Annotated in this window: 19 protein-coding genes; 12 read left to right on the top strand and 7 right to left on the bottom strand. The window is 66.8% G+C overall.

What is annotated here, in order from left to right; all coding sequences use genetic code 11:
* From KJ554_03455 to KJ554_03435, 5 genes are all read left to right on the top strand, one after another.
* Positions 1-976 (top strand): NAD(P)(+) transhydrogenase (Re/Si-specific) subunit beta (locus tag KJ554_03455; GenBank protein ID MBU0741395.1); only part of this gene is annotated, 976 nt, incomplete at its 5' end.
* Positions 977-1127: 151 nt separating this feature from the next.
* The gene (locus tag KJ554_03450; GenBank protein MBU0741394.1) at positions 1128-1853 is read left to right on the top strand and encodes a succinate dehydrogenase cytochrome b subunit; all 726 of its coding nucleotides are present in this window, start codon (positions 1128-1130) and stop codon (positions 1851-1853) included.
* The gene (locus tag KJ554_03445; GenBank protein ID MBU0741393.1) at positions 1853-3772 is read left to right on the top strand and encodes a fumarate reductase/succinate dehydrogenase flavoprotein subunit; all 1920 of its coding nucleotides are present in this window, start codon (positions 1853-1855) and stop codon (positions 3770-3772) included. The genes KJ554_03450 and KJ554_03445 overlap by 1 nt, the downstream gene beginning before the upstream one ends.
* A 25-nt stretch (positions 3773-3797) precedes the next feature.
* Positions 3798-4544, top strand: a complete 747-nt coding sequence (locus KJ554_03440; protein ID MBU0741392.1) for a succinate dehydrogenase/fumarate reductase iron-sulfur subunit — start codon at positions 3798-3800, stop codon at positions 4542-4544.
* Positions 4545-4641: 97 nt separating this feature from the next.
* Positions 4642-5547: a hypothetical protein gene (locus KJ554_03435; GenBank protein ID MBU0741391.1), complete on the top strand. Its 906-nt coding sequence runs from the start codon at positions 4642-4644 to the stop codon at positions 5545-5547.
* Positions 5548-5558: 11 nt separating this feature from the next.
* On the opposite strand, the gene KJ554_03430 is transcribed toward KJ554_03435, so the two are convergent.
* A complete protein-coding gene (locus KJ554_03430) occupies positions 5559-10154 on the bottom strand; it encodes a GNAT family N-acetyltransferase (protein MBU0741390.1) in 4596 nt (1531 codons plus the stop codon).
* A gap of 236 nt (positions 10155-10390) precedes the next feature.
* On the opposite strand from KJ554_03430, the gene KJ554_03425 reads away from it, so the two are divergent.
* The 7 genes from KJ554_03425 (at position 10391) to ccoG (ending at position 18575) form a co-directional block, all read left to right on the top strand.
* Positions 10391-11116: a sulfite exporter TauE/SafE family protein gene (locus KJ554_03425; protein ID MBU0741389.1), complete on the top strand. Its 726-nt coding sequence runs from the start codon at positions 10391-10393 to the stop codon at positions 11114-11116.
* Between the two features lie 284 nt (positions 11117-11400).
* Positions 11401-13800 carry a heavy metal translocating P-type ATPase metal-binding domain-containing protein gene (locus KJ554_03420; protein ID MBU0741388.1) on the top strand — a complete coding sequence of 800 codons (2400 nt, stop codon included), beginning with the start codon at positions 11401-11403 and terminating at the stop codon, positions 13798-13800.
* Positions 13788-13976 carry a cytochrome oxidase gene (locus KJ554_03415; GenBank protein MBU0741387.1) on the top strand — a complete coding sequence of 63 codons (189 nt, stop codon included), beginning with the start codon at positions 13788-13790 and terminating at the stop codon, positions 13974-13976. Before KJ554_03420 ends, KJ554_03415 begins: the two co-directional genes overlap by 13 nt.
* A gap of 35 nt (positions 13977-14011) precedes the next feature.
* A complete protein-coding gene (gene ccoN, locus KJ554_03410) occupies positions 14012-16378 on the top strand; it encodes a cytochrome-c oxidase, cbb3-type subunit I (protein ID MBU0741386.1) in 2367 nt (788 codons plus the stop codon).
* A 1-nt stretch (position 16379) separates the two neighbouring features.
* Complete coding sequence (locus tag KJ554_03405; protein ID MBU0741385.1) at positions 16380-16580, top strand: hypothetical protein; 201 nt, start codon at positions 16380-16382, stop codon at positions 16578-16580.
* The gene (locus KJ554_03400) at positions 16577-17179 is read left to right on the top strand and encodes a c-type cytochrome (protein ID MBU0741384.1); all 603 of its coding nucleotides are present in this window, start codon (positions 16577-16579) and stop codon (positions 17177-17179) included. The genes KJ554_03405 and KJ554_03400 overlap by 4 nt, the downstream gene beginning before the upstream one ends.
* Complete coding sequence (gene ccoG, locus KJ554_03395; protein MBU0741383.1) at positions 17172-18575, top strand: cytochrome c oxidase accessory protein CcoG; 1404 nt, start codon at positions 17172-17174, stop codon at positions 18573-18575. Before KJ554_03400 ends, ccoG begins: the two co-directional genes overlap by 8 nt.
* A 197-nt stretch (positions 18576-18772) precedes the next feature.
* On the opposite strand, the gene KJ554_03390 is transcribed toward ccoG, so the two are convergent.
* The 6 genes from KJ554_03390 to umuD form a co-directional block, all read right to left on the bottom strand.
* Positions 18773-20164: a sodium-dependent transporter gene (locus KJ554_03390; protein MBU0741382.1), complete on the bottom strand. Its 1392-nt coding sequence runs from the start codon at positions 20162-20164 to the stop codon at positions 18773-18775.
* 154 nt (positions 20165-20318) lie between these two features.
* Positions 20319-21314: a 2-oxoacid:ferredoxin oxidoreductase subunit beta gene (locus KJ554_03385; GenBank protein ID MBU0741381.1), complete on the bottom strand. Its 996-nt coding sequence runs from the start codon at positions 21312-21314 to the stop codon at positions 20319-20321.
* Positions 21311-23152 (bottom strand): 2-oxoacid:acceptor oxidoreductase subunit alpha, encoded by a 1842-nt coding sequence (locus KJ554_03380; protein ID MBU0741380.1) that lies wholly within the window; start codon positions 23150-23152, stop codon positions 21311-21313. The genes KJ554_03385 and KJ554_03380 overlap by 4 nt, the downstream gene beginning before the upstream one ends.
* 164 nt (positions 23153-23316) lie before the next feature.
* Positions 23317-24390: an FAD:protein FMN transferase gene (locus KJ554_03375; protein MBU0741379.1), complete on the bottom strand. Its 1074-nt coding sequence runs from the start codon at positions 24388-24390 to the stop codon at positions 23317-23319.
* Between the two features lie 35 nt (positions 24391-24425).
* Positions 24426-25709 carry a translesion error-prone DNA polymerase V subunit UmuC gene (gene umuC / locus KJ554_03370; GenBank protein ID MBU0741378.1) on the bottom strand — a complete coding sequence of 428 codons (1284 nt, stop codon included), beginning with the start codon at positions 25707-25709 and terminating at the stop codon, positions 24426-24428.
* 11 nt (positions 25710-25720) lie between these two features.
* Positions 25721-26134: a translesion error-prone DNA polymerase V autoproteolytic subunit gene (umuD, locus tag KJ554_03365; GenBank protein ID MBU0741377.1), complete on the bottom strand. Its 414-nt coding sequence runs from the start codon at positions 26132-26134 to the stop codon at positions 25721-25723.
* Positions 26135-26158 lie beyond the last annotated feature (24 nt).

Raw genomic sequence — 26158 nt, 5'->3', positions numbered from 1 at the left:
GCTGGTCGCCTTCGGCAAGCTGGCCGGTCGCCTGCCCGGCGGACAGATCACCTTCCCCGGCCACAAGATCTTCAACCTACTGCTGGCCGCCGGCGCCACGGCCGCGATCGTCTGGCTCTCGCTCGACCCGTCCCGGTTGACGGCCTACTGGCTCGTGGTGGCCATCGCGGGGGTGCTGGGCGTGAGCCTGACCATTCCCATCGGCGGCGCGGACATGCCCGTGGTGATCGCGCTGCTGAACTCTTATTCGGGCCTGGCGGCCGCCGCCACGGGCTTCGTGCTGATGAACAACGTGCTGATCATCGGCGGCTCGCTGGTGGGCGCCTCGGGCATCATCCTTTCGCGGATCATGTGCGTGGCCATGAACCGCTCGCTGGCCAACGTGCTCTTCGGCACGCTGGCGCCGGCGGTGGGCTCGGCCACCGCGGACGAGGTCTACGCGGGCAAGGTCAAGTCCGCCTCGCCCGAAGAGGTGGCCATGCTCTTCGATACCGCGCAGCGCGTGGTCGTGGTGCCGGGATACGGCTTGGCCGTGGCCCAGGCCCAGCACGCCGTCCGCGACCTGGCCAACATCCTCGAGGCCCGCGGCGTGACCGTCGAATACGGCATCCACCCGGTGGCCGGCCGCATGCCGGGCCACATGAACGTGCTGCTGGCCGAGGCGGACGTGCCCTACGACAAGCTGCTGGAGATGGACCAGATCAATCCCGAGATGTCCCAGGTGGACGTCTGCCTGGTCGTGGGCGCCAACGACGTGGTCAACCCGGTCGCGCGCACCGATCCCCGGAGCCCCATCGCCGGCATGCCCATCATAGACGCGGACAAGGCGCGTACTGTGGTCGTGGTGAAGCGATCGTTGAGCCCCGGCTTCGCGGGCATCCCCAACCCGCTCTTCGCAGCCGACAACTGCCTGATGATGTTCGGCGACGGCAAGAAGGCGCTGATGGAGCTGAACGAGGCGCTCAAGCAGAGCTGAGGGACGATCCAGGACACCAAACAGGGGCCCGCGTACCGGCGTGGGCCCCTTTGTTTTGCGCGAGAGATCCCAGGTTGAATCCTGCCCTGGCAAGTGTTATTGATTTCCGGACAACCAATATCTCCGTGGCCATCAGCGCTGGAGCCTGTCAATGTCCACCAACCAAACAACCGTCTGGTCGTCGGTCGGCAAGAAGTACCTCAACGGCCTGACGGGATTGATGCTCGTCGGTTTCATCATCGTCCATCTGATCGGCAACCTCACCCTGTTCATCGGGGTGTCGGCCTTCAACGGCTACGCGCATTTCCTCGAGACCGCCCTGCACGGCTGGCTGATCTACGCCTTCGAGATCGTGATGATCGTGATCTTCGCCATCCACATCCTGACCGGGGTGATGGTCGCCTGGATCGACAAGCAGCGGGCGCGTCCGGTGAAGTACGAGTTGCAGCGCGACGCGGGCGGCGCCAGCAAGAAGACGCTGTCGTCGCGGACGATGATCATCACGGGTCTGATCCTGGGCGCCTTCGTCGTCCTGCACATCAGGATGTTCAAGTTCGGCGATCACGCGCTGCTGCCCCGTCCTGACGGCCACCACATGAAGGACCTCTTCGGCGTGGTGCTGGAGGCGTTCAAGCAGCCCGTCTGGGCCTTCGGTTTCCCGGCGGTGATGGTCCTGCTGGGCTTCCACCTGCGCCACGGCTCCTGGAGCATGCTCCAGTCGCTGGGCTGGAGCAACGACCGGGTCATGCCGGTGCTGAACCGCATCGCCCTGGCCTTCGCCGTGCTGATGGCGGCCGGCTACATCGTGCTGCCTCTCTACCTCTATTTCTTCGTCGACCCAGCCGCCGGCCAAGCGACCCTGCCGGGAGGTCACTGATGAGCAAGATCCTCGACGCCAAGATCCCGAGCGGACCCCTGACGGAAAAGTGGGACCGACACGCGATGGACACGCCGCTCGTGGCGCCGGCCAACCGGCGCAAGTACAGCGTGATCGTCGTCGGCACCGGACTGGCCGGCGGCGGCGCCGCGGCGACCCTGGGCGAGCTGGGCTACAACGTGCTCAACTTCTGCATCCAGGACACGCCGCGCCGCGCCCACAGCGTGGCCGCCCAGGGCGGCATCAACGCCGCCAAGAACTACCAGTACGACAGCGACAGCGTGTACCGCCTGTTCTACGACACCATCAAGGGCGGCGACTACCGGTCACGCGAGGCCAACGTCTACCGCCTGGCCCAGCTGTCCGCGAACATCATCGACCAGAGCGTGGCCCAGGGCGTGCCCTTCGCCCGCGAGTACGGCGGCACCCTGGCCAACCGGTCGTTCGGCGGCGTGCAGGTCTCGCGCACCTTCTACGCCCGCGGCGTGACTGGACAGCAGCTCCTGCTCGGCGTCTACGCGGCGCTCTCGCGGCAGGTGGGCGCCGGCGCCGTGAAGATGTTCCCGCGCCACGAGATGCTCGATCTGGTGGTGGTGGACGGCCGCGCGCGCGGCATCATCTGCCGCGACCTGGTCACCGGCGAGCTGAAGCGCTACGTGGCCGACGCCGTGGTCCTGGCCACCGGCGGCTATTCGCCGGTCTACTACCTGTCGACCAACGCGGTGAACAGCAACGCCACTGCGGCCTGGCGCGCGTACCGGCGGGGCGCGTTCTTCGCCAATCCCTGCTATACGCAGATCCACCCCACGGCCGTGCCGCAGATGGGGGACTACCAGTCCAAGCTCACCCTGATGAGCGAATCCCTGCGCAACGACGGACGCGTCTGGGTACCCAAGAAGCCCGGGGACAAGCGTCGTCCCAACGAGATCCCCGAGGCCGAGCGCGACTACTACCTGGAGCGCCGCTATCCCGCCTTCGGAAACCTGGTGCCGCGCGACATCGCGGCCCGCGCCGCCAAGGTCGAGTGCGACGCCGGCAAGAGCGCCTACATGTCCTCCAGCTCCGTCTACCTGGACTTCGCGGACGCGATCGAGCGCCTGGGCCGCGACGTGGTGGCCGACCGCTACGGCAACCTCTTCGACATGTACGAGGAGATCACCGCCGACGATCCCTACCACACGCCCATGATGATCTACCCCGCCCCCCACTACACCATGGGCGGGCTGTGGGTGGACTACGACCTGGAGAGCACCATCCCCGGCCTTTTCGTGGCCGGCGAGGCGAACTTCTCCGATCACGGCGCGAACCGGCTGGGCGCCTCGGCGCTCATGCAGGGCTGCGCCGACGGCTACTTCGTGGTGCCGCGCGTGGTGGCGGGCTACCTGGCCCGGGGCGGCCTCGACAAGGTGGCGACCGATCACGGCGCCTTCGCCGCGGCGGAAAACGACGTGCGCAACCGCTACGACGCGCTGCTGAAGGTGAACGGCTCGCGCACGGTCCGCGACTTCCACTGGGAGCTGGGACGCATCATGTGGGACGAGGTCGGCATGGCGCGCACCAGGGCCGGCCTGGAGGGCGCCATCGAGCGGATCTCCGCCCTGCGCGGGGCCTACTGGCAGGACGTCAAGGTGCCAGGCGAATCCGCCGACTTCAACAAGCAGCTCGAGCAGGCCGGCCGCGTCGCCGACTTCCTCGAGCTGGGCGAGCTCATGGCCCGCGACGCCCTGGACCGCGAGGAATCCTGCGGCGGCCACTTCCGCGAGGAGCACAAGACCGAGGAAGGGGAGGCCAAGCGCGACGACGAGAATTACATGTATGTCGCAGCCTGGGAGTTCAAGGGCGACGGCGCCGCCCCCGCACAGCACAAGGAAGCGCTCGAGTACGAGAACATCGAGGTCAAGACCCGCAGCTACAAGTAGGGAAGGAAGCGAGATGAGCGAGACGATGACCATCCACCTGAAGATCTGGCGCCAGGCGCGGGGGGCCGCGAAGGGCGGTTTCGCCAGGTACACGGTCGAGGACGTTCTGCCGGAGATGTCCCTGCTCGAGGTGCTCGATCTGTTGAACGAGCAGCTCGCCAGATCTGGCGAGCTGCCGGTCGAGTTCGACAGCGACTGTCGCGAAGGTATCTGCGGCACCTGCGGCCTGGTGGTCCAGGGCATCGCCCACGGTCCCAATCCCGCCACGACCACCTGCGAGGTGCGCATGCGCCACTTCCACGACGGCCAGACCCTCACCATCGAGCCGTTCCGCGCCCGGCCCTTCCCGCTCATCAAGGATCTCGTGGTGGACCGGGCGGCCTTCGACCGCATCCAGCAGAAGGGCGGCTTCGTCACGGCCAACGTGGGCTCGGCACCGGACGCCAACGCGGTGCCCATCCCCAAGGCCGACGTGGACAAGGCCATGGACGCGGCGCTCTGCATCGGCTGCGGCGCCTGCGTGGCGGCCTGTCCCAATGCCTCGGCCTCGCTGTTCGTGAGCGCCAAGATCAGCCAGCTCTCGTACCTGCCCCAGGGCGCGCCCGAGCGCGGCCGTCGCGCCCTGGCCATGGTGGCGCAGATGGACACCGAGGGCTTCGGCAACTGTTCCAACCACGGCGAGTGCGAGGCGGTCTGCCCCAAGGAAGTATCCATCGAGAACATCGCCCGCATGCGGCGCGAGTTCTTCAAGGGCGTCCTGGGCGGCAAGTAGCGAGCACCGGGAAGATCGGCGCCGGGACGGATCCCCGACGGGATTCCCGGCGCCGTTTCGCACTGTAAAGACAAGGGCGAGGATATCGGAGCATCTCATGAGCAGATATGCGGTTATGGACATCGGCTCCAACTCCCTGAAGATGTACATGGGCAGGGTGGTGCACGGCCGCGTCACCGACATAGACGACAGGTCCACGGTCAACCGCCTAGCCGAGGGACTGGCCGGTTCGGGTGAACTGTCCGAGAAGGCCATGGACCGCACGATCGCCGCCATCAAGGAATTCAGGGACCACGCGGAGGGTCTCGGCGCCGAGAAGATCGTCGCCGTAGGTACCCAGGCCCTGCGCCAGGCAGCCAACGCCCGCGAGTTCACGACAGCGGTGCGCAACCGCTGCCGGATCGGCGTGAAGGTGCTGTCGGGCCAGGAGGAGGCTCGGCTGGCTTTCCTGGCCGCCGCGTCGTCGCTCGCGCTCGGCGATGGTCCCGTCACCGTTTTCGACGCGGGCGGCGCCAGCACGGAAGTCGTGAACGGGGCAGGCGGAAGCGTGCGCGAAGCCCTCAGCCTGCCGGTGGGCTCGCGGGTCCTGACCGATCGCCACTGCAAGAGCGATCCCGTCGAGGACGAGGAGTTCGCGGCCCTGACGGCCGAGCTGGCCGAGATCCTGGCGGAAGCGCCGATCTGGCCCGGCGGGCTCGTGGGCATCGGTTCGACGGCCGTCAGTCTGGCCACCGTCCATTACGGAGTGATCGACGGCCGGACGGAGAGGGTGCACGGACAACCGCTGTCGCGGCGGGTGGTGGAGAACGCGGTGGCGTACCTGCGCGGGATGGATCTCGCCGCGAAGCGGCGCATCCCCGGCCTGAATCCGGCGCGCGCCGACGTGATGCTCGCCGGGGCCGCCATCGTCGCTTCGCTCATGTCGCGGCTGGGCGCGGACGAGATGACCGTCTGCAACCGCGGCCTGCGCCATGGCGTTTTCCGCGACCGCTTCTGCGCCTGACCCTGTCGCCTCTACTCCACCCGGGCCTGTGACTCTTCCTTCAACAGACGTACCAGGCCGCCCCAGCGCTTGTCCAGATGGAACCCGTGCCGTTCGAAGAAGGGGCGCAACACGAAGTGCGTCTTGACGGCTCCGTACCCCATGTTGGCCAGCCGGGCGCAGCAGTCCTCGATCAGGGCGCTGCTGATGCCGCGGCCCAGGAGCGAGCCGACGACCACGATGCCGTTGAGATGCACGATTTCCGGGTCCACCTCGTTCCAGCTGATGCCGCCGATGATCTGTTCCTGGTCGTCGTAGGCGATAAAGTGACGGTCCCTGTCGGAGATGGACTTGTAGTAACCGGTCTTGAAGAACAACCGGTAGAGCTGGCCGTACTCGGCCGGCGTCACGGGTTCGCGCACCGTGTAGTTCGCGCCGGTCTTGTCGCCGATGAGCGTCGCGACGATGACTTGGCGGCTGTCTTCCTGACCCACCGTAAGCAGCTCCGGGCGCTGGGTGGGACGCGTATGGGGGAAGACCATGCTCTGGAAGGCGCTCATGTCCTCGTGCGACTCGAGCAGCGCCTGCAGGTCGGAGATCTCCACCATGTCCGTCGGCGTACGGCCGGGATTCGCATGCAGCGTCCGCAGCAGGGCGTCGAAGGCCTCGCCGATCTCCGCGCTGGCCGACCAGAACCAGGTGTGCCGGTAGAGCATGTAGCGCGTGATGTCGGGCGGGCCCGTCAACCCGTACAGGTTCAGCATCTCATCGACGAGTTGTTTGCGCGCGGTGCTCGAGGCGCCCGGATTGGAGTTTTCCCATCTGCGGTAGCGTTCGACGGCGCCACGCAGGGCGCAGCTCCGGTATGGTTCGACCTTCATCCGCTCGCGATAGACGGACAGCTCCCGCGACAGCCTGCCGCGGTAGCCCTCGAGAGGATGATCCGTCAGCAACTCCTGCAACTCGGCCAGGAATCTCTCCGCCCGGTCCCGTTCCATGACCTCCAGGCAGGCATCGCAGATCCACGTCAGGTCCAGGTGATGTTCGAGCCATGGATACGTCACGCTCGTCTGCTTGAAGAAATTGTGCAGGAAGGGCTGCACCAGGCTCAGGGGATTCTCGTACGGGCGCCACCCGGTCAGGGACAGCACCTGCGAGCCCTCGCGGAAGTCCGGCTCGGGCACGGCCACGTTGGTGGGCGAGACGATTCCCGGCACGATGCTCTCGCCGCTGATCCTCCAGCCCCGCAGGAAGGTCGCGAAGGCCATCACGAAGAGGCGGCGCCAGGCCTGGGCGCTGTCGGTGCCCGGCGCCTCCCCGCGGTCGCCGGCGTATTCCCGGATGCGTTCCCATACGCTCAGGTCACTCACGAAAGCCTGTGACATGGCGCCGATGGCTGGCCGGAAGCAGCCGAAGCGCGGTAGTACGGGTGTCCCGTGGGGATGGCCGCTCAGTGCGATCAGCCAGTAGATGGTGGCCAGCTGGTCGTCCCTGTTCAGGGACAGGACATCCCTGTCCCATATCACGACCAGCAGATCGTAGTGCTTGCGCTTTATGGTGTTGACGCTGATGCGGTAGAAGCGCTGGTGGTGGCGCACCGCCGTGCGGCCGACCCAGATCCCGCCCCTCGGCACTTCGCGTATGTCCAGCACCTCGCCGCCGGTGATCAGGCGGACCGATTGCTGCAGGAAGGTCGTACCTACGAGCGTCTCGTTGAGACGATCGATCTCGTCTCGCGCCAGGCCGTCCTGGAAGAGGATCTTGTCCTGCCAGGCCGAGGTGCCGCGGTAGGGCAAGGTCTCCGCGAGCCAGATCTCGTACCAGTTCCCCAGGGACATGGCGGTGCATTCGGCCAGGGATGAGATCACGGGGTCGTTCTTCAGGAGAATCCAGCTGATGAGTTCGTCCCGGACCGCCACGTAATACGCGGGATTCTTGCGCGCGAAATCGGCCAGCAGGGTGAAGATGCCCTCGAACTGGGAGTGCATCACCTCGTTGGCTGGCCAGTCGAGGTTGAGCCGGTACGTGTGCAAGCGCCGGCGGAACGAATCCAGACGCCGACCTTCCAGGCTGTCGTGGGTGACGGCTTCGATGGTTTCCCGGTCCAAGAAAGGCAGACCCGAGTTGAGGAACTTGGGGCGCACTTCGCTGAAGTCGGGGGAAGGCTCGTCCAGCAGCAGCACGCGATAGGCGGCGCAGCGCACCTTCATCTCCGGATGACGGGCGAGGGCCTCCAGCCGGCGCCTGATGAGCTCCGAGGTGCGGTGATCGCCGATGTCGAGGACTTTGTCCAGCTCGACCACGGCCTTCAGCGCGCGCTCGCCGCCGCCGAACAGCGCCTCGCGGCAGAGGTCGTGGATTCGGGGCAAGCGGTTGTCGGACAGCGGTGGCATCGTGACCGGCGGCGGCGGCTCGCCGCCCTCGTCGCGCCAGGGGAGGGAGATGTGCTGCGTGAAGCCGCCGTATTGCGTGTCCCAGCCGTCGCGCACGGGACAGAAGGCGGCGAGTTGCGGGTTGCCCACCCAGAGTCCGGGCTGCCGCGCCAGGCGGCCCAGCTCGACGGTGTCGGTCTCGAGCTCGTAGAGCAGATCGCCCACGCGCACCAGGCCGGCCTCCGCGCGGCCCACCTCGAGTTCGCGGCCGTCCACCCGGTTGTGGAGACGGTCATGTCCCGCGGTGATATCGGTCTCCAGGACGCCCAGGTCGCGGTGGAACCACCGGGGCACGCGCATGGTGAGGCCGCCCACCGCCAGGTCCACGGTGTCGCTGCGGTAGAGATCGTCCACGACCGTCTGGAAGTTCTCCTCGATGATCTTGCGACGGTACGAGCCCTTCGGCGTCAGTTCGCCGCGATCGACGCTGAAGTCCCTGTCCAGCACGGCGAAGTTGACGACCCGCTCGAACGGCAGCAGATCCCGGTTGGCGGCCGTGACGATGCGGTGGAAATAGTCCCGGGCGACCTGTCCCAGGGGGTCGCCCCGCAACACGGGGTCCTCGGGATCCGGCACGATCAGCAGGACGTTGTAGACGCGGTGGTCGCCCACCAGGAAAACGCGCCGGATGCCCGGCACCTCCACGAAACGCTGCTCGACGCGCCGAGGTGCGACCGTCTGTCCCCGGGCGTTCTTGTAGATGTCCTTGATGCGGTCGACGATCTCCAGGTGACCGTCTTCGTGTCGGCGGAAGAGGTCGCCGGTGGCCAGCCAGCTGCCGTCGCCGGGCCGGGTGTCCTGGTCGAGATAGCTGGCGACGTATGGTCCCGAGATCTGCATCTCGCCCTGCTCGGTCAGCCGGACATCCACGCCGGGCAGGGGCACACCGACCGAATCGTCCCGGTAGCCGCCGGGAGGCGTCATGGTGATGCCGCCGGTGGCTTCGGTCATCCCGAAACCGCTGCACAGCTCGACGCCGTAACGCTGGAAGAAACGGAACACCCGGGGATCGAGGTAACCGGCCGCGGACAGGCCCCAGCGCAGACGACGGCCCGTGATCGCGCGGAAGTCCTCGTCGCGGAGCGATCCCGAGGACGATTCGTCTTGATGGGCCAGGCAGCTCTCGCGGATCTCGGTCCAGCGCAGGGGTATGCTGATCAGTCCCGTGGGTTCGACCTGCTGGAGGAGCGCCAGCAGGGTCGCGCGCGAGTTGTTGCCGACGAAGACGTACTCGCCGCCCCAGAACATGGAGCCAAGCAGTTCGAGGTAGCGTCCGAAGGTGTGGTACAGGGGGAGGTAGCAGAGCATCACCTCGTCCCGGCCCACCGCCGGCAGCGCCGCGGCGCGCGCGAAACGCTTGCTGACCAGGTTGCAGAGGGAGAATTCCACGCCCTTGGGCCGGCCCGTGCTGCCGGACGTGAACATCACCGTGGCCACTTCGTCCAGGTCGAAGCGGGGTTGCGCCGCCAGGGCGGCGTCGATCCCGGCCCGGGCCAACGTGGCGCAGTATTCCTCCAGCGAACGTGCCGCGCAGGCGGGAGGCGGTTCGTCCTCCAGGCTGAAGTGGACGATGCCGTCCGCCGCCCTCTCGCAGACCGTCGCGGCCAGGGCCGCCTGATCCGCGCCGCCGGTGACGATGATGTTGATGTCGAGGATGTCGCAGATCCAGGCCAGCGTCTCCGAGTCCGTGAGGGGAGAGAGGGGCGTGACGAGGATGCCGTGCAACAGGCAGGCAAGGTCGCAGAAGACGCCGCGGGGATTGTTGGGTGTGAGCAGGGCCATGCGCGGCGCGGGCGCGGCAGCGAGGAAGGCCGCGGCGTAGGCCCGCGCTTTCGCCCTTACCCGGGCATAGCTCCAGGCCTTGCCGCCGATCAGTGGGCTCTCTCTCAACCAGGTCCGGTCGGGATGTTCGCCGACGCGCTGGTCCAACAGGTCCTCGAGCGTGAAACCGGTGCGTCTGACGGCTGCGATCGCGGCATCGGCCCAGCGCCGCCGGGCCTCGTCGCCGGGCAAGGCCTGCAGGAACTCCGGTTCGCGCGTTACGTCGAGGAAGGCGTGCCAGGTCGAGACGGACAGCGCGTCGCTCGTGACGAGCCGCTCGGCCTCACGCAACAGGAGCAACGCGTCCGGAAGGCTTTCCGCCCCGGTGCGCCAGGCTTCCAGGTCACGCAGCATCGCATCGTCGTCTCGGGTCATGTTCCTAGCAGTGTTCGAGCTTCGTCTTCGCTTCTGCGAGGGGAAAATAGACCATGAGAGGTTGTGCGGGAAGAGCAAAGCTCTGCCCCGTTCAGTGGCCTCGTCTCAATTCATAGCTGTAACGTCCGCAATTATCGCGACTTGAGGTGACGAGCCTGCTGAGGTAGCTTCTCGGGGAATCTCGCGCGAAGCCCGCATTCAGGAAGGAACCAGACGTGGATTGCTGTGGCACTCCCATGAGCGAAGCGACCATGCCGTTCGAGTTCGTGTTGCTGGTCGGCACCGGCCTGGCCATCAGCCTCGGTCACTGCATCGGCATGTGCGGGCCGCTCGTGGGGGCGGTGTCCGTCGCCCAGCGCGGCGCCGGTGTCTGGGCCCTGTTCTGGCGCCTGGCGATCTATCACGCCGGGCGCCTGTCGAGCTACATGCTGATCGGAGCGGGCCTCGGCCTGCTCGGTTCCGCCGCCCTGCTGACGGGCGGCGGCAAGGTGGTTCAGGGCGGCTTGTCCGTCCTGGTCGGCACGTTGATGTTGCTGCTGGGCGCCGGCTTGCTCGGCTGGCTGCCGACCCAGCGCTGGCTGGAGAGCGGCCGCATGCAGCGCCTGGTCGCCGGCCGGCTCCAGGGATTGCTGACCGCGCAGACGGTTCCCCGTCGGTGGGCGCTGGGGATGGCGAACGGTTTCCTGCCCTGCGGGCCGGTCTACACCGTCGCCATGACCGCAGCGGCTACCGGCAGCGCGCTCGAGGGGGCCCTGGCCATGCTCTTCTTCGGACTGGGGACAGTTCCGGTCCTGCTGGCGCTGGGACTGGGCACCGCTCGTCTGAGCGTCGCCAGCCGGCGCTTCTTTAATCGTCTGGGTGCCGTCCTGGTGCTCGCCATGGCGGTGCAACTCGTCCTGCGCGGGCTGGCAGCTTGGGGACTCGTCGCGCATCTTCGGTATGGTGGACTTGTTATATGGTAAGAAGTTAATGACGATCAGCCTGGAAACGGCCCCACTTCGTTCATGATTGATCCGGGCCAAGGGACATCCAAGATCCAAAACAATCCGGGTTATGTTTATTTTGATTTGGATTCGGCGGTGATGTAACGTGGTGTCGATATCAAGTGGATGATATCACTCCGGATAAGAATCGGTACGATCGATCGTCGTGCAGGAGACGCTGTTCCATGGGCAAACCGGATCCCGTTCCGCCCCCGAGGATATCGACGAATGCACAGGTCGCCGAAAGTGCGGGTTCGCCCCCCGTGGCACCCGGCAAGTGCATCCACTGCGGCCTGGATCTCGGCGCCTCCCACGATCCCGGGCAGGGGCCCTTCTGCTGCCAGGGCTGCCGCACGGTCTACCAGCTGATCAACGAAACCGGTCTGGAACGGTTCTACGACCTGCGTCCCGGTTCCCTGGCGCCCCCGCCGGATCTGCGTCCCGACAACCTGGCGTGGTTGGAACTCATGCTCGCCGATCCCGACAACGACCTCGGCGACGGCCTCGTGAGGCTGCGTCTGGATCTGCAGGGTGTCCACTGCGCCGCTTGCGTCTGGCTCCTGGAGCAGCTGTTCGCCCGCCGGTCGGCCGGCAGGTCGTTGATCATCAACCCGGCCCTGGGCACGGTCGAACTGATGTGGGACACCCGGCTCGGCGCCCTGGGCGAGTATCTCGCCGAGGCGGAACGATTCGGCTACCGCTTCGGGCCGCCGCGCAAGTCGCGCCGCCGCGGCTCGCGCTCCCTGCAGATCCGCATGGGCATCGCCATCTCGGTGGCGCTGAACGTGATGATGTACAGCCTCGGCTACTACTTCGGGCTTTCCCCGCAGGACGACGGCCCCGCTTACGTGCTCTTCGGCCGGTTGAGCTTCGTGCTCTCGGGGCTGGTGGTGGCCATTGGCGGCTGGCCCTTCTTCACGTCCGCCTGGCGCGGCCTGCGGCGGCGCGTGGCCCATCTGGACCTGCCCATCGCCCTGGGCATGCTGCTCGGCTATGCGGGCTCCACCGTCGCTTACTTCAGAGAAGGCCCCGCTGCCGCCTATTTCGATACGATCAGCATCTTCGTGGCCTTGATGCTGGTCGGCCGCTGGCTACAGGAATGGGTGCTGGAGAAGAACCGCAATGCCCTGCTGGAATCGGGCGGCATCGCCGATCTGTACGCCAGGCGCTTCCAGGACGGTCGTCTGCGGGCCGTGCCGGCCGCCGAGATCGTCGGCGGAGACGAGATCTGGATCTCCCCTGGCGATCTCGTGCCCGTCGACGGCGTGCTGATGCGGAGCGACGCGATCATCTCCCTCGACTGGATCACGGGCGAATCCGCCCCGCAGCATCGTGAACCGGGCGAGAAGATGCCCGCCGGAGCTTTCAACGCCGGCGAGCAGGGATTCCGGGTCGCGGCCGTGGAGGATTTCTCCGATTCCCGGCTGCACGGGCTGCTGAGGGTCGGCGCCGAACAGAGGGAGGAGGGCCGGGGCTGGTGGCACAAGATCTCCACCGTCTACGTGACCGCCGTGCTCCTGCTGGCCGTGGGCGGTTTCCTGATCTGGAGCGGCGAGGGCCTCGGCAAGGCCATCGAGGTCGCGGTGGCCGTCCTGGTTGTCACCTGCCCCTGCGCCCTCGGCTTGGCCGTGCCCCTGGCGCGCGAACTCGTGCATGTGGCCCTGCGTCGACACGGCGTGCTCCTGCGCAGCGGAAGCTATCTGGATCGTGCCCTGCGGATCAGAAAGATCCTTTTCGACAAGACCGGCACCCTGACGCGGGGCAAGCTGATGCTCGCGGATCCGTCGCGTCGCGGTCTGCTGGCCCTGCCCGCCGCGCAGCGCGGGATCCTCTGGAACATGACCAGTCGCAGCAACCATCCCGCCAGCCGTTGCGTCGCCGCCGCGCTCGGCCTGGCCGGCGGGGCGACCGATCCCGACGGCGCCGTGCTCGATCCCCGGGCCGACGGGGTGCGGGAGATCGGCGGTCACGGACTGCAATGGGAAGACGAGGCCGGCGTGTGGCGCTTCGGTCGCGCGGCTTTCGCCCTGCCCGATGGGCATGCCGAGACAATTCCAACCGACAGGACCTTTTTTAGCCTCGACGGCAACTGCTTGCTCGGCTTAACCTTCGCCGAGGAGATGAAGCTCGATGCGAGAGCGGAAGTCGCCTCTCTCGCCGCCGCCGGTTACGAGGTGCACCTGCTCAGCGGCGACGCGCCCGGGCGCGTGCTCGAGGCGGCAGGCGAACTGGGATTGCCCGCGGCGAGAGCCAGGGGCGGCCTGACGCCCGAGTCGAAGGCCGCGGCGGTAAGGGCGCTCGATGCGGACGATACGCTGATGATCGGCGACGGCCTGAACGACAGTCCCAGCTTCGACGCGGCCTGGTGTGCCGCGACTCCCGCGATCGACCGCGCCGTGCTGTCGCACAAGGCGGATTTCTATTACCTCGGGGATGGCGTATCGGCTGTGCGGCGCACGCTCCAGGCCGCCGGACGCCTGCGCACCGTCCAGCGCGGCAATCTGGTCTTCGCGGCCGTCTACAACACGGCGGCCGTGGCCCTGTGCCTGAGCGGACTGGTGACGCCCGTCGTCGCCGCCGTGCTGATGCCCTTGAGCTCGGTGACCGTCGTGAGCCTGACGGCCGCGCGCCTGGCGGGCGGGAGGTCCACGTGGATGTCCTGACCGCGACCATCTTCGTCAGTCTGCTGCTCGTGATCGGCGGGTTGTTGCTTTTCGTGTCGAGACTGAAGAGCGGCGATTTCGAGCACGGCGACCGCCTGTCGTTGCTGCCCCTGGATGACGACGACGGCACCGGCGTGAATGACGGTGTGGACGAGACGATCGAAGAGGGTTCGTAACCCGTCATCACCAGGAGAGGAGGCTCCGCGTCATCATGCAAGCCACAACTTCCGTGACCAAGCGCGTCATCTACGACGACGGTATCGTGCGCGCATTCACCATCGCGACCATCCTGTGGGCCGCGGTGGCTTTGCTCGTCGGGGTCATCGTCGCGACCCAGCTGTCCTTCTGGCAGGCCAACCTCGGCCTGCAGTGGACCTCGTTCGGGCGGCTGCGCCAGTTGCACACCAATGCGGCCATCTTCGCGTTCGTCGGCAACATGATGTTCGCCGGCATCTACTACTCGACCCAGCGCCTGCTGAAGACGCGTCTCGCCTCCGACGCGCTCGGCCGGGTCCACTTCTGGGGCTGGCAGCTGATCATCGTCGCCGCTGCGGTGACCTATCCCCTGGGCCTCACCCAGAGCAAGGAATACGCGGAGCTGATATGGCCCATCGACCTCGCGGTGGCGCTGGTCTGGGTCGTCTTCGCCGTGAACTTCTTCTGGACCCTGGGCAAGCGCAACGAGCGCAACCTCTACGTCGCCATCTGGTTCTACATCGCCACGATCGTGACCATCGCGGTGCTCTACATCGTCGACAACCTGCAGATTCCCACCGGCTGGACCCACAGCTATTCCGTCTTCACCGGCGTGCAGGACGCGTTGGTCCAGTGGTGGTACGGCCACAACGCTGTGGCCTTCTTCCTGACGACGCCGATCATGGGCATCATGTACTACTTCCTGCCCAAGGCCGCGGACCGGCCGATCTACTCGTACCGGCTGTCCATCGTGCACTTCTGGTCCCTGATCTTCATATACATCTGGGCCGGGCCCCACCACCTGCTCTACACGGCGCTACCGGACTGGGCCCAGACCATGGGCATGATCTTCAGCATCATGCTCTGGGCGCCCTCCTGGGGCGGCATGCTCAACGGCCTGCTGACCCTGCGCGGCGCCTGGGACAAGCTGCGCACCGACCCGGTCATCAAGTTCTTCATCGTGGCGGTGACCTTCTACGGCATGTCCACCTTCGAGGGGCCGCTGCTGGCCATCAAGAGCGTCAACGCCCTCGGTCACTACACCGACTGGATCATCGGCCACGTCCACGGCGGCGCTCTGGGCTGGAACGGTTTCATGGCCTTCGGCATGCTCTACTGGATGGTGCCGCGTCTCTGGAAGACCCGGCTCTGGTCGGTCAAGCTGGCCGAAGCCCACTTCTGGGTCGGCACCCTGGGCATCATGCTCTACATCGTCGCCATGTGGATCTCGGGCGTGAGTCAGGGCCTGTTCTGGCGCGCGCTGGACGCCGACGCCTTTCTCAAGTACCCCGACTTCATAGAGGGCCTTCTGGCCTCGCGCCACATGTACCATATGCGCATGCTCGGAGGGCTGGCCTATCTCGTGGGCGCCGTCATGATGATCGTCAACCTCTGGGCGACGATCCGCAGCGGCAAGGCGCACGACGTGGCGATCGAGGTTCAGGGCTACGTCAAGGACGGCCCCGGCTTCTGGCGGCTCCTGGGCGGTGCGCCCGTGGTCTACTCGCTCGTGCTCGTGCTGTTGTCCCTGGTCCTCTTCGTCACCGGCGTGCTCGGCAGCGCCATCGCGCTCGCAGGCTTCATCGTGGTGATCATCGCCGCGGCCATGTCCATCGGCTTCCGCAGGACCGGCCAGGGCTGGCATGATCTGGTCGAGGGCCATTCGGTGGCCTTCACGGTGCTGGTGCTGTTGGCGATTCTGGTCGGCGGCCTGGTGGAGATCATCCCCGTGGTGATCGCCAAGAAGGACGTGACCCCCAGGGTCGCGCTGGCCGATTCGGTCTGGGCCGAGGGCGGCGCGTACGTCTTCGTGCAGATGCCCTACAGTCCCCTCGAGCTCGAGGGCCGCGACGTGTACGTGAGCGAGGGCTGCTACGTCTGTCACAGCCAGATGATCCGGCCCTTCCGCCACGAGACGCTGCGTTACGGCGCGTACTCGCGGGCCGAGGAATTCATCTACGATACGCCGTTCCAGTGGGGATCGAAGCGGACCGGGCCGGATCTGCACCGGGTAGGCGGCAAGTACGCCAATCTGTGGCACTACCTGCACATGATGGATCCGCGCAACACTTCGCCGGGTTCCAACATGCCGACGTATCCGCATCTGAAGGATCAGGCCGCGGACTTCGCGGGCACGGCCAGGAAGATGCAGGTGCTGCGCACCCTGGGCGTGCCCTACGCCGACGAGCTGATCGCGTCCGCCGCCGCCACGGCGCTCGGCCAGGGCAGGCTCATCACGGACGACCTGGCCGACATGGACATCGTCGTCGAGCCCGACAGCAAGCTGACCGCCCTGATCGCCTACTTGCAGCGCCTCGGACGCGGTCCGCAACCAACGGCACCGGCTGCCGGAGACGCGCTGGCGGCCCGGGGGGAGGACTGACATGTTCCAGTGGTTCTTCCGGGGGAACGAATACCTGGCGTGGCCGCTGGTCGGCCTGGTGACCTTCATCATCGCGTTCTTGGCGGTGCTGTTCTACGTGTTCGTCCTTTTGCGAAACGACGATAACGTGGGACGGATGGCCTCGCTGCCGCTCGAAGACGAGGCCGACGCGGCGCCCGCTGAAGAGGGAGTACGGGAATGAGCGAATACAAGACCGACGTGCTGCGCGGGCACGATTACGACGGGATCGAGGAGTACGACAACCGCTTGCCGAACTGGTGGCTGATCATCCTCTACGGCACCTGCGTCTTCGCGCTCGGCTACTGGCTGGTCTTCCACACCTTCAGGGTCGTGGACCTGCCCCTGGCCAGGTACGACCAGGAGATGATCGCCGCCGCCGAGGCCCAGCTGGCCAAGATGGCCGAAGGCGGCATCACCGACGAGAGCCTGATGCTCATGGCCACGCTCCCGGAGACCGTGGCCAGGGGACGCGAGCTCTTCTCGACCTATTGCGTGGTCTGTCACCTGGATCGAGGACAGGGCTTGGTCGGTCCCAACCTGACCGACGGCCACTGGCTGAACGGCGGCGCTCCCACCGACATCCTCAAGACCGTGACCGACGGCGTGCCGGCCAAGGGGATGGCGGCGTGGGGCGGTCAGCTGGGTCCTTCGCGCGTGCAGGATCTGGTCGCGTTCGTCATCAGCATCAAGAACACCAACGTGCCCGGCAAGGCCCCCGAGGGTGAGCCCGAGGCGGCGGGTGCGGGAATCCCGCCGGAGGGTGCTCCGGACAATGGCTGATCGAAGCGACGGCGGGGCGTCGCGCAAGCGGCGACCCGATCTGGACACCGTCTACAGCATCAACAGCGACGGGTCGCGCAACTTCCTCCATCCCGCAGATGTGCATGGTCGCTGGCAGATGCTGAAGAACCTGCTGTTCCCCCTGTTGATCACGATCTATGCGCTGATGCCCTGGCTCCGGGTGGGCGGCCACCCCCTGATCCACGTGGATCTGCCGGGACGTGCCGCGCATCTCTTCGGCTTCGCCTTCACCAATCAGGACTTCTACCTGATGTTCTTCGTGCTCACCGGCCTCGGTTTCGGCCTCTTCGTGGTGACGGCGCTGTGGGGCAGGATCTGGTGCGGATACGTTTGCCCGCAGACGGTCTTCATGGAGGGCGTCTTCCGCAAGCTGGAACGCCTGATCGAGGGCCCGCGCGTGGTGCGCATCCGCCGCAACCTGGGGCCGTTGACCGGCGCCAGGTTCCTGCGCAAGCTGGCCAAGCACGTGCTCATACTCGCCGGCTCCTCGCTGCTCGCGCACATCTTCCTGTCCTACTTCCTGCCGGTCCGCGAGCTGATCCATGCGGTGTGGGAAGATCCCGCCACCCACTTGTCGGCCTTCGGCTGGACCACCTTCTGGACCCTCGTGATGTACTTCAATTTCAGCTGGTTCCGTGAGCAGACCTGCATCGTCATCTGCCCGTATGGCCGCCTGCAGTCGGCGCTGATCGACGAGGACACGATCATCATCGGTTATGACGAGATACGAGGCGAGCCCCGGCGCAAGGGCGTGGACGACGGCGGCGACTGCGTCGACTGCTACCGCTGCGTCGAGGTCTGTCCCACCGGTATCGACATACGCAACGGTCTGCAGCTCGAGTGTGTCGGTTGCGCCAACTGCGTCGATGCCTGCGACGACATCATGGACAAGATCGGCAGGCCGCGCGGTCTGGTGCGCTACGATTCCCAGCGCTCGTTCCGCGGCGAAGGGCGCAGGAATCTTCTGCGGCCGCGTTCTTTCATCTATGCCTTCATGGGCCTGGTCGGCTTGGCCGTGGCCACGCTGTCGGTCGCCAGCCGCGAGAACTTCCAGGCCACTGCCCTGCGGACGAAGGGACTGCCCTACGTCATCGAGGGTGCGCGCATCCGCAATCTGATCAACCTGCACATCCAGAACAAGGACGACGAGGCGGCCACCTACCTGATCGAGGTGGAGGACGGCGACGGTCCGGCGGTCGAGGCGATCGTCCCCCAGCCGCTGCTGCATCTGGAGGGGATGCGCGACGGCCAGTCGCCCGTCTTCCTCTACGTGGCGAGGCCGGAGTACAGCGGGTCGTTTCCGGTCTTCATCTCGGTGACCGACTCGCTGTCCGGTCAGAGCCGACGGTTGGAAGTCACCTTCAGGGGGCCATGACGATGTGGCGCTGGATGAAGAAGAATCCCTGGATCTGGATCGTCTTCTTTCTCCTGTTCGTCGTGGGCATGAACCTGGCGTTCGTGATGATCGCGGTCTACCAGAGGCCGATCATCGTGGACGGGGGCATCTGAACGAAGCGGAGACGCACCCGGGCCGGATCGACCTGGCCATGCATCCCGGCGCTGCCGCCCCGCCTACTGGTACTCGGCGCCCAGGATCACGCTCACGATGATCGCCCCCACCACCAGGGGTGCCACGAAGCGGACCAGGACCTGCCAGCCGGCGAACAGGCCGAACGGTCCGTGTCCCTGTTCCAGCTCCTGACGGGCGTCCCTGCCCAGCAGCACCCAGCCCGTGAAAAGGGCGATCAGGAGCCCGCCCACCGGCAGGAACCAGTTGCTGGCCAGGTAGTCGAGCGTGCCGAAGACGCCGGCCGTCGACGCCCTCCCGATCAGGTTGATCTCCGTGAGCGCGGGGCTGCCGCCGAAGCTCCAGGCGCTGAGGACGCCGAAGACGTAGATGGCACCGCCCATCGTCAGGACCGCCTGGCGGCGCGTCCACCTGAGCTGATCGATGGCGAAGCTCGCGACCACCTCCAGCAGGCTGATCGTGCTGGTCAGGGCCGCCAGGGCCACCAGCAGGTAGAAGAAGGCGCTGATCAGCGATCCGCCCGGCAGCTTGAAGAAGACCAGGGGCAGGGTCGTGAACAGGATGGTGGAGCTCTTGCGCACCTCGAGGTCGAAGCTGAAGATGATCGAGAACATGATGACGCAGGCCAGCAGGGCGATCAGCGTGTCCAGCATGCAAATGGTCAGGGCCGCGCGGGGTATGGAGTCCTGCCGCCTCATGTAGCTGCCGTAGGTCAGCATGGCGCCCATGCCCAGGCTCAGGGTGAAGAAGCTGTGGCCGAGCGCCTCGAGAACCGCGCCGCGGCTCAGGTCGTGGAAGTTGGGGCGGAAGAGGAAGGTCATGGCCCGTCCGAAACCGTCGGTGGTCGTGGCGTAGATGGCCAGTGCGATCAGGATCGCGAACAGCGCCGGCACCAGCACCTTGGCCACGCGTTCGATCCCTCGCTGCACGCCGAAGAAGACAACGCCGACGGTCATGGCCATGAAGGCGGTATACCAGAGGGTCTGCTGCGGGCCGCTGGCGAGGAATCCGCCGAAATATTCCTCGAGACCATCGGCCGTTCCGGCCAGGTCGCCCAGCTGGCCGCCGACGGCCATCAGGATATAGCGCAGGGTCCAGCCGGCGATCACGCAGTAGTACGAGAGGATCACGAAGCCGGCGATCACCCCGAGCACGCCGATGCCGGTCCACAGGGAGCCGCCCGGGCGGTTCTCGCCCAGCAGCATGAAGGCTCCGACGGGATTGCGCTGGCTGCGCCTGCCCAGGACGATCTCGGCCAGCATGATGGGCAGCCCCACCAGGGCCACCGCGCCGATGTAGACGATGACGAAGGCCCCGCCTTGGTTCTCGTATGCGATGTAGGGGAACTTCCAGAGATTGCCCAGGCCGATGGCGCTGCCCGCCGCGGCGAGGATGAATCCGAGTCGGCCGCTCCACTGTCCGCGCTGTTGTGTCATGCCGTGTTCCTCCCGGTGTCCGCATCGACGATCGGAGCAGCCTACCGATGCGGGTTCCAGCTTGTCAACGATCGACCTGTCCGGCGTCGATCGCCAGCAGAAAAGACGCCGCTCCCAGGAGAGCGGCGTCGCGATGTCGACCGGTACGACGGGCTCAGTCGACCGTCCAGGCGTCCTGCGTGTAGATCAGGTCTCTGAGCGTGCTCTCGCCGTTGCCGGCTTGCACCTGTGCGATCTGGTCGTTGATCTCCTGCTCGTAGGTGCTCAGCGCCACGTCGCGGAAGATGCCGACGGCCCGCGGCATGTCGGGCTCGCGGTCCAGGGCAGCCAGGAGATAGGCCGGCACGGGCGTGGGCGTGCCGGGGTCCCACACCATGGCCTCCTTGGCGCTCACGATGCTGTTGCCGTGACAATCCACGTGCAGGCCCTTCTCGTTGTCCTTGCCGAAGACCATGGGCTGGCCGGGACGCAGCACCACGGTGTTGTCGTCGCGCGTGTCCTTGTGCGTCCAGTCCTTGAAGGCGCCGTCGTTGAAGATGATGCAGTTCTGCCAGATCTCGACGAAGGCCGACCCCTTGTGGGCGGCGGCGGCCAGCAGGACTTCCTTCATGTGCTTGGGCTGCGTGTCCATGGTGCGGGCCACGAAGCTGGCGCCGGCGCCCAGGGCCAGCTCGAGGGGATGGAAGGGATGGTCGAGCGATCCGAAGGGAGAGGTCTTGGTCTTCTTCCCCCGGGGGCTGGTGGGGGAGTACTGTCCCTTGGTCAGGCCGTAGATCTCGTTGTTGAACATCAGGATCTTGATGTCGACGTTGCGGCGCAAGGCGTGGATCAGATGGTTGCCGCCGATGGACATGGCGTCGCCGTCGCCGGTCGCCACCCAGACCGACAGGTCGGGATTGGCGACCTTCACGCCGGTGGCGATGGCCAGGGCGCGCCCGTGGATGCTGTGGAAGCCGTAGGTGTCGATGTAGTAGGGGAAGCGGCTGGAACAGCCGATCCCGGACACGATGACGATATCCTCCTTGGGTATGCCGATCTCGGCGAAGGCCTGCTGGGTGGCGTTGAGGATGGCGTAATCGCCGCAACCCGGGCACCAGCGGACTTCCTGGTTCGGCCTGAAGTCGCGGGATTTCAACTGGGTTTCGCTCATGACCGGTCCTCCAGCATGGCTGTGACGCGCGCCCGGATCTCGGCGGCCTTGAACGGCTTGCCCTTCACCTTGTGCATCGCCGTGAAGCGGAACTGCGGATACTCGCTCGTCAGGTATCTGGCCAGCTGGCCCATGTTGAGCTCCGGCACCAGGATCTTCTCGTAGCGGGCGAAGATCTCCGCGAGTCCGTTTGGCAACGGAAAGAGGTGCCGCAGATGGAGGTGCCCCACCCGCTGTCCGGGTTTCTCCGGCTTCGCCACGGCGGTGTGGATGGCGCCGTAGGTGGAGCCCCAGCCGATAACGAGCATGTCGCCGGATTCGGCGCCGCCGACCTGCGGCGTGGGGATGGTGTCCCGGATCCCGAGCACCTTGTCCAACCGGTACTGGACCATCACCTGGTGGTTGTCCGGGTCATAGCTGACGTTGCCGGTCAGGTGCTCCTTCTCCAGGCCGCCGATCCGGTGCTGCAGGCCGGGCGTGCCCGGCACGGCCCAGGGGCGCACGAGTCTCTCATCGCGCGCATAGGGCTGGAAGTCGTCGCCCGCCTTGGCGCGGCTGACCTTGAACGGCTGCATCGCGTCGAGATCCGGCAGACGCCAGGGCTCGGCGCCGTTGGCGATGTAGTTGTCGCTCAACAGCAGCACAGGCGTCATGTACTCCACGGCAAGGCGGCAGGCTTCGACCGTGCAGTCGAAGGTGTCGGCCGGCGACGAGCAGGCGATGACCGGCAAGGGCGCCTCGCTGTTGCGCCCGTAGAGGGCCTGGTTGAGGTCCGCCTGCTCCACCTTGGTGGGCATGCCTGTCGATGGCCCGGCCCGCTGCACGTCGACGACCACCAGCGGGAGTTCCGTCATCACCGCGAGCCCGAGGGCCTCGGTCTTGAGCGCGAGCCCCGGTCCGGAGGTGGTGGTGATGCCGAGCATGCCGGCGTAGGACGCGCCGATGGCGGTGCAGATGCCCGCTATTTCGTCCTCCATCTGGGCGGTGACCACGCCGTGGCCCTTCATGGTGGACAGGTATTGGAGGATGTCGGTGGCCGGCGTGATCGGATAGGAGCCCAGGAAGGCCCGCAGCCCGGCCAGTTCGGCGCCGGCGACGAGTCCCAGGGCCAGGGCCTCGTTGCCCATGATGTTGCGATAGGTCCCCTGCGGGACATTCTCCACGGGCGCGACCGTGAAGCGTCCCTGGAAGAGCTCGAGCGTGTTGCCGGCGTTGTAGCCCGCCCGGAGCGCCATCTGGTTGGCTTCGACGAGCTCGGGGCGCTTGGCGAACTTCTGCGCCAGCCACTCGAGCGTGGGCTCGGTGGGTCGGCTGAACAGCCAGTACATCAGTCCCAGCGTGTAGAAGTTCTTGCAGCGCAGGACGTCCCGCTTGTTCAGGGGCGAGTCGACCAGGGCCTGTGCCACCCGCGTGCTGATGTCGATCTTGATGACGCGGTAGGCGCTGAGGGTCCCGTCCTCGAGGGGGTTCGTATCCAGCTTGGCCTGCGCCAGGTCCTTCTCGGTGAAGGCATCGGTGTTGGCGATGACGATGCCGCCCGGCTTGAGGTCCTGGTAGTTCGTGATCAGCGCGGCCGGGTTCATGGCCACCAGCACGTCTGGCGAATCGCCCGGCGTGAAGATGTCACCCGAACTGAAACGGATCTGGAAGCCCGAGACGCCGGCGCGCGTGCCCGCGGGGGCGCGGATCTCCGCCGGGAAATCGGGGAAGGTGGCCAGATCGTTGCCGACCAGCGCCGTGGTCTCGGTGAACTGGCTGCCGGTGATCTGCATGCCGTCGCCAGAATCGCCGGCGAAGCGGATCACCACGTCTTCCTGCTTGATGACTTCGGTCGACATCGGTTCATCCCTCTTGAGCGCCGTCCGTCGGGCATAGACGGGCGGACGTTCTCGTCCGTTGGAATCCGGTCCAGATTGCTCTAAATTCACGCTGCAATGTACTACCTTTTCCGCTGCCTCGCCAAGAAAGATACCCTGTTTGGGGATGGAAATGGCCGTTTGTTTCAGAAATCGAGGAACTCCAGCGCGTAGCGGTTCCGGTATTCCGGACGCAGGCTCAGGTTGCCCTCGAGGCCGGCCGTCGCGAGGATCCGTGCCGTGGCGGCCTCCTCGGCGGGCACGATCAGGATGGCGTCCACGTGGGGATAGTGCTCGTACAGGAGGCGCATCGCCCGATCGGGTCCCAGGACGAAGAGGGTGGTGGACAGCCCGTCCGCCAGCGTGGCGGAGCGGCAGACGGCCGTGGCGCTGAGCAATCCCTCGGCGGGACGCCCGGTGGCCGGATTCATGACGTGCCCGTAGCGGCGGCCGTCGATCTCGACGAAGCGTTCATAGGCGCCGCTGGTGGCCGCGGCCCGGTTCACCATGGTGAAGGTGGCGAGGATCTCGCCGGGGTCCTGCGGATCGCGCACGCCCACGCGCCAGGCGTCGCGGCCCTCGGGCAGGCCCAGGGCGAAGACGTTGCCGCCCAGGTCGATCAGGGCGCTGCTGGTGCCGAACTCGATGAGGTTGGCGACGGCCCGGTCCACGGCGAAGCCCTTGGCGATGCCGCCCAGGTCCAGGCGGGTGCCGGCGCGGGTCTTGGTCAGGGTGCGGCGGAAGGGGTCGTGCGCGTAGCCTCCGAGCAGCGCCAGGGCCGAGTCCAGCTCGCTCGCCGTGGGCAGGCGTCCCTGTCGCCGGTAGGAGCCCCACAGGTCCATCAGCGGCCCCGCGCTGGGATCGAAGGCGCCGCCGCTGACCTCGCGCAGCTCGTCGGAGACGCGCAGGCAGGTGCTCAACCACTTCGAGGCGGTCAACGTCGTGCCGGCGGGGGCCGCGTTGAAGCGTCCGACCTCCGAGTCGTCGCGCCAGGAACTCAGGCTCACGTCCACACTGTCGAAGGTCGCCTGCACCAGCTGCGCCGGCGAACGCGTCTCGGTCCGGTCCCAGACGTAGATCTCGCCGCGGGCGACGGTGCCCATCACCCCGTACTCGAAGCGGTGGATGTCGTCGGGGCCGCTGCAGCCCGCCGTCAGGCCACCGGCCGCGATGAGGGCCAGGAGGGGGGCAACCCGTATGCATCGATGTGCTCGTCCCATGGCCCCTCCAGGTTGACCGCATGCACTCCGTGAAGCTACCCCCGCACCACCGGCAGCTGGTCCCAGCGCGTGGTGTAGGCGGGGGAGCGGTGCTCCTGCTTCATGCGCCACGCCTTGCGCAATCCCTCGGTGGCGTAGCGCACCGTGCCGCGGCCCAGGTCACGGTTCAGGCGGTCCAGGACGTCCATCAGGCTGCTGGAGCGGCCGCGCGACCGCGGCTGCGGCGCGGCGAAGAGGGCGCCCTGGTCGTGGCTCTCGGGCACGAGGTCCAGCAGCATCACGCCCGCCTTCATGTAACGGTAGCCGGGTTTCCAGATCTCGTCGAGGGCGTCGATGGCGGCGGCGATCAGTTCGCCGGAGTCGCGGGTGGCGCCGGGCAGGGCGCGCGTGGCGCTGTTGCTGTAGCGGGGCTCGCGTTCGTTGAAGGGGCTGGTGGTGATGAAGACCGTCAACGCCCGGGCCCGCGACCTCTGCTCGCGCAGCTTCTCGGCGGTGCGCGCGGTGAAGGTGCCCATGGCCTCGCGCATGCTCCGGTGATCGGTGACGCGCTCGCCGAAGGTCCGCGAGGTCATGATCTGCTGTTTTTTGGGTGGTGCATCCTCCAGCGCCAGGCAGGAGGTGCCGCGCAGCTCGCGCACGATGCGCTCGCCGACGACGCTCAGGCGGCGGCGGATCTGGTGGGGGTCGGCTTCGCGGAGGTCCAGCGCGGTGCTGATCCCCAGTTGCCTGAGCCTCTCGGACCAGCGTCTGCCGATCCCCCACACGTCCTTCACGTCGATCTGCGCCAGGTGCGCCTCGCGGTGGGGTCCCAGGGCGGTGAAGTCCAGCACGCCGCCGGTCTCCGGGTTCCGCTTGGCGATGCGGTTGGCGATCTTCGCCAGCACCTTGGTCGGCCCCAGGCCCACCGAGACGGGGATGCCCGTGGCCCGCCGCACCGTCGCGGCGATTTCGCGCCCGTAGGCGATCAGGTCGCGCCGCCCGTTGCCGCTGAGGTCCAGGAAAGCCTCGTCGATGGAGTAGATCTCCAGGCGCGGCGTGAACTCGGCCAGCGTGCGCATCACCCGCGCGGACATGTCCCCGTAGAGGGCGTAGTTGGAGGAGAAGACCTTCACTTTCTTGTGCTGCGCGAGCCGGCGGAACTCGAAGAAGGGCGCCGCCATGGGGATGCCCATCTCCTTGGCCTCGGCCGAGCGCGCGATCACGCAGCCGTCGTTGTTGGACAGGACCACCACGGGCACGTCCCGCAGGCGGGGATCGAAGACCCGCTCGCAGGAGACGTAGAAGTTGTTGCAGTCGATCAGGGCGAAGACGCGCGACATGTCACACCTGCCTAGACCTTGTGGATGACGCTGGTGACCACGCCCCAGACCACCAGGTCGGTCTCGCCGGTGATCTCGATGGGGTCGTAGTCGGGGTTCTCGGGCTCCAGGAACAGCCGCGCCCGGCGATAGTGCAGGCGCTTGACCGTGAGTTCGCCGTCGACGGCCGCCACGACGATGTTGCCGTTGCTCGCCTCGAGCGAGCGGTCCACCACCAGGATGTCGTCGGGATGGATGCCGGCGCCGATCATCGACCGGCCCTCCACGCGCACGAAGAAGGTGGCGGCGGGGCGCTTCACCAGGTGCTCGTTGAGGTCGAGCTTGTTGTCGAGGTGGTCGTCGGCGGGCGAGGGGAAGCCGGCCGCGACGCGGTCGCCGAACAGGGGCAGGTGCAGCGCGGGGGCCGCGAAGTCCGGCGTCAGCACGTTGTCGGCGACGGGGGCGCAGAT

Source organism: bacterium, assembly GCA_018814885.1.
Classification (GTDB): domain Bacteria; phylum Krumholzibacteriota; class Krumholzibacteriia; order LZORAL124-64-63; family LZORAL124-64-63; genus JAHIYU01.
This window is presented reverse-complemented; position numbering and strand designations above follow the sequence as displayed.